The sequence below is a fragment of the Streptomyces sp. NPDC042336 genome, assembly GCF_055581985.1.
The window spans coordinates 1-7,311 of the sequence record NZ_JBVJEA010000064.1 but is presented as its reverse complement, the minus strand read 5'-3'; the positions used below and the strand labels follow the sequence as shown (position 1 = coordinate 7,311).

5 protein-coding genes and 3 pseudogenes are annotated in these 7,311 nt (G+C 66.9%); 5 read left to right on the top strand and 3 right to left on the bottom strand.

Annotated features, from left to right (window positions below):
- The first annotated feature begins 201 nt into the window (after positions 1-201).
- Both ACZ6IM_RS41990 and ACZ6IM_RS41985 read left to right on the top strand, forming a co-directional pair.
- On the top strand, positions 202-1,395 hold the full coding sequence (locus ACZ6IM_RS41990; protein WP_469564493.1) for an MFS transporter: 1,194 nt from the start codon (positions 202-204) through the stop codon (positions 1,393-1,395).
- A gap of 67 nt (positions 1,396-1,462) precedes the next feature.
- Positions 1,463-2,280: pseudogene (locus ACZ6IM_RS41985) on the top strand (IS5 family transposase).
- Positions 2,281-2,311: 31 nt separating this feature from the next.
- On the opposite strand, the pseudogene ACZ6IM_RS41980 reads toward ACZ6IM_RS41985, so the two are convergent.
- Positions 2,312-3,156 (bottom strand): annotated as a pseudogene (locus ACZ6IM_RS41980) (IS5 family transposase).
- Here ACZ6IM_RS41980 and ACZ6IM_RS41975 point away from each other — a divergent pair.
- Both ACZ6IM_RS41975 and ACZ6IM_RS41970 read left to right on the top strand, forming a co-directional pair.
- Positions 3,150-3,509 carry a transposase gene (locus ACZ6IM_RS41975; protein WP_398918786.1) on the top strand — a complete coding sequence of 120 codons (360 nt, stop codon included), beginning with the start codon at positions 3,150-3,152 and terminating at the stop codon, positions 3,507-3,509. The pseudogene ACZ6IM_RS41980 and the gene ACZ6IM_RS41975 overlap by 7 nt on opposite strands.
- Before the next feature lie 538 nt (positions 3,510-4,047).
- Positions 4,048-4,392 (top strand): annotated as a pseudogene (locus ACZ6IM_RS41970) (transposase); the annotation flags it as partial.
- Here ACZ6IM_RS41970 and ACZ6IM_RS41965 read toward each other — a convergent pair.
- Together ACZ6IM_RS41965 and ACZ6IM_RS41960 are read right to left on the bottom strand one after the other, a co-directional pair.
- Positions 4,354-4,926 (bottom strand): hypothetical protein, encoded by a 573-nt coding sequence (locus ACZ6IM_RS41965; protein ID WP_319218220.1) that lies wholly within the window; start codon positions 4,924-4,926, stop codon positions 4,354-4,356. The pseudogene ACZ6IM_RS41970 and the gene ACZ6IM_RS41965 sit on opposite strands and share 39 nt — an antisense overlap.
- 469 nt (positions 4,927-5,395) lie before the next feature.
- Positions 5,396-6,013: a TetR/AcrR family transcriptional regulator gene (locus ACZ6IM_RS41960; RefSeq protein WP_319218222.1), complete on the bottom strand. Its 618-nt coding sequence runs from the start codon at positions 6,011-6,013 to the stop codon at positions 5,396-5,398.
- A 117-nt stretch (positions 6,014-6,130) separates the two neighbouring features.
- Here ACZ6IM_RS41960 and ACZ6IM_RS41955 point away from each other — a divergent pair, with 117 nt between their 5' ends.
- A complete protein-coding gene (locus ACZ6IM_RS41955; RefSeq protein WP_319218224.1) occupies positions 6,131-6,994 on the top strand; it encodes an alpha/beta fold hydrolase in 864 nt (287 codons plus the stop codon).
- The last annotated feature ends 317 nt before the right edge of the window (positions 6,995-7,311 follow it).

The following is a 7,311-nucleotide window of genomic DNA, read 5'->3' as shown; positions in this document are numbered from 1 at the left end:
GACGGCTGAGTAACACGTCACCTGCCTCAGGCACCCAGATCTGCCCCGGGCTGTATCTCCCCACGGAGAAACACACAGCCCGGGGCAATCCTCCCCAACCACCCTCCAACACCGACCGACCAGCCAGCCCTCTCTGGAGCTCGCATGACCAAGACGGCCACCGCCACCGTCACCACAACCGCCCCCTCAGACACACGATCTGTGCCCGACCCACCGACGTACTGGGCACCTGCTGGCTCGACCGTCACGCTGCTGACCGTGCTCGGCCTCTTGATGGTCGGTCAGATGTACGCCGTTCTCGCCATGTTGTCCCCCCTGGCTACTTCGCTCGGCACCACTACCGGTCAGGCCACCTGGACGGCGACGGCATTCGGATTCGCCTACGTCGCCGGATTCCTGTTCGCCGGGCCGCTGTCGGACCGCTACGGTTCCCGCACGGTGATCACCGTCGGCCTCGTGACCGCCGCCGTGGCCACCCTGGCCGTCAGCGCGGCCACCAACCTGCCCACGGCCATCGCCCTGCGCAGTGTGCAGGGACTGGCGACCGCGTCCTTCGCGCCGTCCGCGCTCTCCTACGTGGTCCACCACATCGCGCCGCATCGCCGTGCCAGCGCCCTGGCCTTCGTCACCAGCAGCTTCCTCGCCTCCGCCATCATCATGCAGGTGGGAGTCCAAGCCGTCGTCGGCAGCGGACTCGACTGGCGCGTGGCCTTCTGGATCAGCGCCGCCCTCATGGCGCTTCTCCTGATCCCCGTACGCCGCGTGCTGCGGCCCACCCAACGTCACCGCACCAGCGGCGGACTGCTCCAGACCTTCGCGGCCATGCCGCGGCTGCTGCGCCGACCCAGCCTGGTCGCTCTGTACGTGTCGACCATGACGCTCATGACGGCCTTCGTAGCCGTGTACACGGCTGTCACCGTCGCCGGGCCACCCGGCGTCGCGGGGAACACCGGGGCGATACTCGCCCTGCGGGCCAGTGCACTGCCCGCGCTAATCACCATCCCCCTGCTGGGCCCTGTCCTCCAGCGCCTGGCCGCCCCCCTGCGCATTGTCCTCGCCTTCACACTGGCCGCCGTTACCGTCGTGGCCGGCTCCCTCCTCGGAGATCAGACGGTACTCCTGGCCATCGTGCTGCTGCTGTTCGTGGCCGGCGTCGCCGCGGCGGCACCCGCCATCGTGGAAACCATCAACGCCAACACGCCTGCACAAGTGCGTGGTTCGGCCGTCGCTCTCTACGGCGGCAGCATCTTCGTCGGTGCCAGCCTGGGCCCGCAGCTGACCGGCGCGCTCACCGGCCTCGGCTTCGGTGGCATCCTGGGTGTCATCGCCGCCGCCCTCGCACTGGGGACCTGCCTGGCCCTCCCGTCCCTCCGCCAACACCGGCGCACCGCCTAAGCCTTACTGGCTCTAACAAAAGCTGCTGATCTTGAGGCTGTCGGCCTTTCTGCTCGTATGTGTGGGTATGGGAGACCGTCAGTCGCGGCCGTGGATCGTGTCGGATGAACTGTGGTCGCTGGTCGGGCCGTTGCTGCCGACGCCAGGTCCGAGGAAGGTCCAGGGCAGACCGCGGGTGCCGGACCGGCAGGCCGTGTGCGGGATCCTCTTCGTGCTGCACACCGGCATCCAGTGGGAGTACCTGCCCCAGGAACTCGGCTTCGGCTCGGGCATGACCTGCTGGCGGCGCCTTGCGGCCTGGAACGAGGCCGGCGTCTGGGACCGGCTCCACCAGCTGCTGCTGAACGAGCTGCGGTCGAAGGACCGGCTGGACTGGGAGCGGGCGGTGATCGACTCCTCGCACGTGCGGGCTGCCCGACGGGGCCCAAAAGCGGACCGAGCCCGGTCGACCGAGCACGGCCGGGCAGCAAGCACCACCTCATCGTCGACGGGCAGGGCATCCCGCTCGCGGTATCGCTGACCGGCGGCAACCGCAATGACGTCACCCAGCTGCTGCCCCTCCTCGACAAGATCCCACCCGTCGCGGGCCGGGTCGGCAGGCCCCGCCGGCGGCCGGACGCTCTGCTGGCCGACCGCGGCTACGACCACGACATCTACCGCCGCCAGCTCTGGCAGCGCGGCATCCGGCCCGTGATCGCCAGACGGGGCGAGCCCCACGGCCCCGGCCTGGGCATCTTCCGCTACGTCGTCGAGCGCACGATCGCCTGGCTCCACGGCTTCCGCCGCCTGCGCATCCGTTGGGAACGACGCGACGACATCCACGAAGCCTTCCTCGGCCTCGCCACCTGCCTGATCACCCACCGCCATGTCCAACGCCTTTGTTAGGACCTCTTAGAGGTCGTTCTCGCCCGTTGTTTCAACCCGGAATCTGGTGGTTAGTCTGCGGTGTCGGGTCACGCCAGGAGATGGTGTTCTCGCCGGTGAGGCGGCGGGCCATGAGGTCGGTCATGGCAATGTGGATGATGGCTTCGGAGCGGGTGGCCAAGGTTTCGTAGTCGTGGGCCAGGCGGCGGTGGAGCATGAGCCAGCCGTAGGTCCGTTCGACCGCCCACCGCTTTGGGATCGGGGTGAAGCCCCTGGTACCAAGCTGGCGGCCGGTGATTTCCATGTCGATGCGTAGGGCGGCCGCGTGCTCGACGAGGTGGTGTCGGTAGCCGCCGTCGACCCAGGCTTTTCGGATCCCGGGGTGGTCGGCGGCGACCTGGTCCAGGAGGCGTGTGCCGGCGATGGAGTCCTGCAGCTCGCCGCGGTGACCAGCACCGCGAGGAGGAGCCCGAGTGTGTCGGTGACGATGCTCCGTTTCCTGCCGACGATCTTCTTTCCGGCGTCGATGCCCTGGCCGGTGGCGGGGACGCTGGTGGTGGTCTTGACACTCTCTGCATCGATTACGCAGGCCGACGGCTCAGCGTCACGCCCTTCCTTCTCGCGTAGCAGCTGCCTGAGCAGGCCGTTGAGCTGGGTGAACACACCCTCGTCGGCCCATTTGGCGAAGTAGCCGTAGACCGTGTTCCAGTGCGGAAAGTCGTGAGGGAGATAGCGCCACTGAACCCCGGTCCGGTCCACGTACAAGATCGCGTCCATGATGTCGCGCAGGTCATGTTCCGGCGGCCGGCCGAAGTCCAGGGCGCTGCCCCGGCGCTCGAAGCGCCAGGCAGACAGCACCGGCTCGATCAACTCCCAGCACGACACCACCGGTGGCAAGCTCCTGCTCGACGACCTGCGCGCTGCACATCCCAGCGTCACCAAGGTCCGGGCCCGACGGCGGTTACCAGAACAGCATCTTCAACCACGGCGCCCGGTTGGGCATCGACGTCGAGATGGTGCAGCGACCGCGAACCAAGGGCTTCGAGCCGCTGCCGAAACGGTGGGTGATCGAGCGGACCTTCGGCTGGCTGATGCAGCACCGCCGCCTGGTACGGGACTACGAAGCCCTCCCCCAGAGATCGAGAGCGATGATCCACTGGGCGATGGCTAACAAAATGTCCCGCGAACTGACTGGAGAATCCGTACCTACCTGGCGAATGGAAACGGACATCCCACTCACATCAGCGTGAACAATGATCAGATGCCCTCTTAGGCGGTTTCGTTAGGTCGGGCGACCCCGCCTGGTGGTGGGAATGCTCCCCGGTATGAGGTTGGGGGAGGTAAAATGGCGCCCACGTGTTATCTGCAGGTCTGATGCTGGACAGTCGGCGCAAGTCGATCCGCCCACGGCAACTGACCGAGGTGGTCACTCCCGAGGTGTGAGTGGTCGACGACGCTGGCTTATGTCCTGGCGTTGACCGGGAAGGAAGTCGCTCACCTGGCGAGTGCCCTGCCGCAACAGCTCTATCATGGGGACTCGGTCTGCCGACGCTGCCTCGATACCGCACCCCACCCGCATGCCGTCTCGTCCTCGCGTCGGAGGCCGGTGCCGACCGGTTCGTCGAGCTGAACTGGCGCCGCTGCAGCAGGGCGCGATGACCACTGCGAGCGAGCAGTCCCTGGCCGTAGCCCAGAAAGCGGGCGGTGGGCGCAACTGGTGGGACGGCGTCCTGCCCCGTCCGGACACCCCTGGTCGAATGACCGGGAACCTATAACTACTCGGCGGAGTTCCGGGCTGACGCCGTCGACCTAGTGCGCTCGTCGGGCCGCCCGGTTTCGCAGATCGCGGGTGAGCTCGGCGTGAACCACAAGACTCCGCGGCAGTGGGTGAAGGCCGCCCGTCCCGAGTCGGTCGCCGATTCCGCGAAGGGCCCCGAGATTGCCGCACTACGCAAGAAGGTCCGCGAGCTGGAGATGGAACGCAACCGTCCCCGCGGGTGCGCGGTCATGAGCTATTCAAGGGGCATGAGCTTATGCCGAAGCGTCGGCGTTGTGCAGCTCCGCACCAGCCGGATGGCGGTCCGTTCTGGGGAGCTAGGCGGTTTCGTTTGGATCAGCCGATCGTTGGTTTAGGTGTGCCGTTGACCGACGCGCAGTGGGCGCGGATCGAGCCGTTGCTCCCGGATCGGACTCCGAAGATGGGGTGGCCCGCGGCGGGATCACCGTGAGGTGATCGACGCCATCGCCTTCAAGTTCCAGAGCGGAACGCAGTAGGTCCACCTTCCGGAGAATCAAGCTCCACGACACCGAACGGTTCGCGTAGTTCTTCCCGAAGCCAGCGGCTCTGCAGGTAGCGCAATCTCCTGCCGTCGCCGGGACTGCAGACCTCATTGATGGAGCCGCTGATGATGCGAGGTGGTGGTAGGTGCCGTCGGCGTGGAAGACGCCATTGGCCAGCAGGTGCAGCAGGAGGTCGCAGTCGGCGCGGTAGCGGTGGATGCTCCGCGCGAAGGCGTTGCCGGTCAGCGGGTATCGGTCCGGGTCGGCGCTGCTGACGATGGGGGTGACGCTTTGCTCGATTAGGTCGCAGGTCTCGATGCGCCAGACCGGATCAGGGAGAAACTGCTTGAGCTGGGCGACCTCAGCGAATAGGAGGAACCCCATCATGTTGCCCACTCCCAGTGCCTGGGCGGCAGGCACGAGTGCGCCCAGCGCGGCTCGTGGCGCGGCAGATCGGGGACCCGGAACACCCGCTGTTCCACGCCGTGGCGGGTGGTGTCGAAACACCCCAAGCGGTGCTACTCCCGACAGCCCGACCTTCAACGAATTCAGTGAGGCAGCCAGCGCCATGCTGGCCTCGTACGCCGCAGTCGCCCTGTCCAGCGCCCGCACTGACGCCCAGATGCAGGAGGCGGTCGCCAGCCGCCGCCAGATCGGCGAGGCCAGCTTGTTGTAGCGGTATTCGGCAGCCCCCGGCTCAGTGCCAAACCCCCGGGCCTGGACTGGCTCAGTCACTTCCTCCGTGTGGGCGCCGGTACAGTCCAACACTGTAGAGCGGTGTCCCCCGCAAAGACAGCAATACTCTCCACTGAGCAACAATTCGAACAGGCGCAGGCGACAGCACCTCCCGAAAGCCCTAGGGTTCGTTCGCGGCCACGTCCAGCAGCGCCGCTGCCAGCGTGCGGGCGTGCGCCAGCCGCCTGCTTTCGCCTTCCAGGCCGGCCCGCACCATCGCGCCCTCCAGCAGGAAGGACAGGTGCTCCGCCAGCGCGCTGGCCTCTTCGGGGTTCTCGGGCAGTAGCTGCTCGAGGTGACCGGCGATCAGTTCCTCGACGGTCTCCTTGTGGCGGCGTACGACGTCACGCCCGGCGTCGCCGGCCGGCAGCTCGGCCGCCGCGTTGAACAGGCCGCAGCCGCGGAACCCAGTCTCGCGGGCGGCCTCCGCACTATCAGCGTATGTGTCGAAAACCGCAAGGACTGCCTCGCGGGGGTCAGTCGTCGTCTGTAGCCGGGCGCGGTACGCCGCGAGCCATTCCTCATGCCGGGCGGCGAGATAGGCAATGACCAACTCAGCTTTGGAGGAGAAGTTGTTGTACAGGCTTGTCTTGGCAACGCCAGCCTCGGCGACGATCGTGTCGATACCGGTGGCTGTTACTCCGTCGGCATAGAAGCGGCGTGCGGCAGTCACCAACAGACGTTCCCGGGCGGGCCGCCGCCTGCTGGCCGCGGTCGCCCCCGCCTTGATCTCGCTCATCCCATATTCCCCGGTACCGGTTGACAGACAGTTTCCACTGTGGCGCCGCCCACGTTAAATGAACAGACCTGTACAGTTTAGTTGAGGGGGCTGATCTACACAGTCGGGAGTCGACCCATGCACTTCCTGCCCAGTGACCTGATCGTTGACGGGGTCCGTATCTCGTACCGCGACCGCGGCGAGGGCGAGCCGGTGGTATTCGTTCACGGCACACCCTCGTACTCGTACGAGTGGAGGAACGTCGTACCGCATATTGAGGCCGCCGGCTACCGTGCCATCACCTACGACCTGCCGGGCTACGGGCGCTCCGAACGCCCGGTGGGCCGGGACACCTCGGTCGCCGCCCAGACGGACCTGCTGGGTGGTCTGCTCGACGCCCTGGGTATCCAGCAGGCCACCATCGTTGCCCATGACATCGGCGGTGCGATTGGCCAGCGGTTCGCCATCGCCCACCCCGAGCGGGTGCGGCGGCTAATGATCATTGACACGGTCAGCTACGACTCCTGGCCCTCCGCGACCTGGCGGAAAATCATCAACGAGCGGTTGGAGGAGCACATGCAGCTGCCGCAGGACGCATTCGACGCCATCCTCACCCGGCAACTGGAGATGACGGTGGCCGGCGGCGCGGCGACAATGACTGGTGCCGTCCTCGATGCGTATCTGGCGCCGCACCAGTCGACACTGGGACGCGTCTCCTTCTTCGAGCACCAGGTGCGGCACTACGACTCCCGGTACACCGAAGAGATCACCGACCAGCTTACGTCCCTGACGATGCCCGTCCGTATCCTCTGGGGCGAACGCGATGAGTGGCAGCCCCTGACCTACGGGCAGCGACTCGCCGAGGACATCCCCAACGCTCGGCTCACCGTGATCCCCGGGGCCGGACATTTCGTGATGGAGGACGCCCCCGAGCGCGTCACCGAAGAGATCCTCGACTTCATCGCCAGCCACGACCCAGCGCCACTGCATAGGCAGCGGTAGCCCAGTACCAGGGCCAACATCTGCAGTGATGCCCCGAGGAACCGGATTCAATGCCCGGCTTGCCGCTCGTGCGCGAACCGTGCTCACTGACCCCCGACCTGGCCATGATTGGCGCCAAGGCCAGGACGCCTGCTACGCCGCCGCGCGCTCGGGCTGCACGCACCGCGCGGCCCGCACCTACCACCGCGTCCTGCTGACGGAGACGGAGGCCGCCGACTTCGCCCCCCCCCCGAGGCTGCTATATCGAGTCAAGCGGTTCGGAGGAGGTCGTCGGGGTTCGACCTGAGCGTTCGAGGATCTTGAACAGCTGGCGGCAG

What these genes read in the sequence shown, in the direction of transcription:
- ACZ6IM_RS41965 (WP_319218220.1), bottom strand. Translation starts at nt 4,926, where the DNA reads ATGATGGGGTTCCTCCTATTCGCTGAGGTCGCCCAGCTCAAGCAGTTT.
- ACZ6IM_RS41960 (WP_319218222.1), bottom strand. Translation starts at nt 6,013, where the DNA reads ATGAGCGAGATCAAGGCGGGGGCGACCGCGGCCAGCAGGCGGCGGCCC.
- ACZ6IM_RS41955 (WP_319218224.1), top strand. Translation starts at nt 6,131, where the DNA reads ATGCACTTCCTGCCCAGTGACCTGATCGTTGACGGGGTCCGTATCTCG.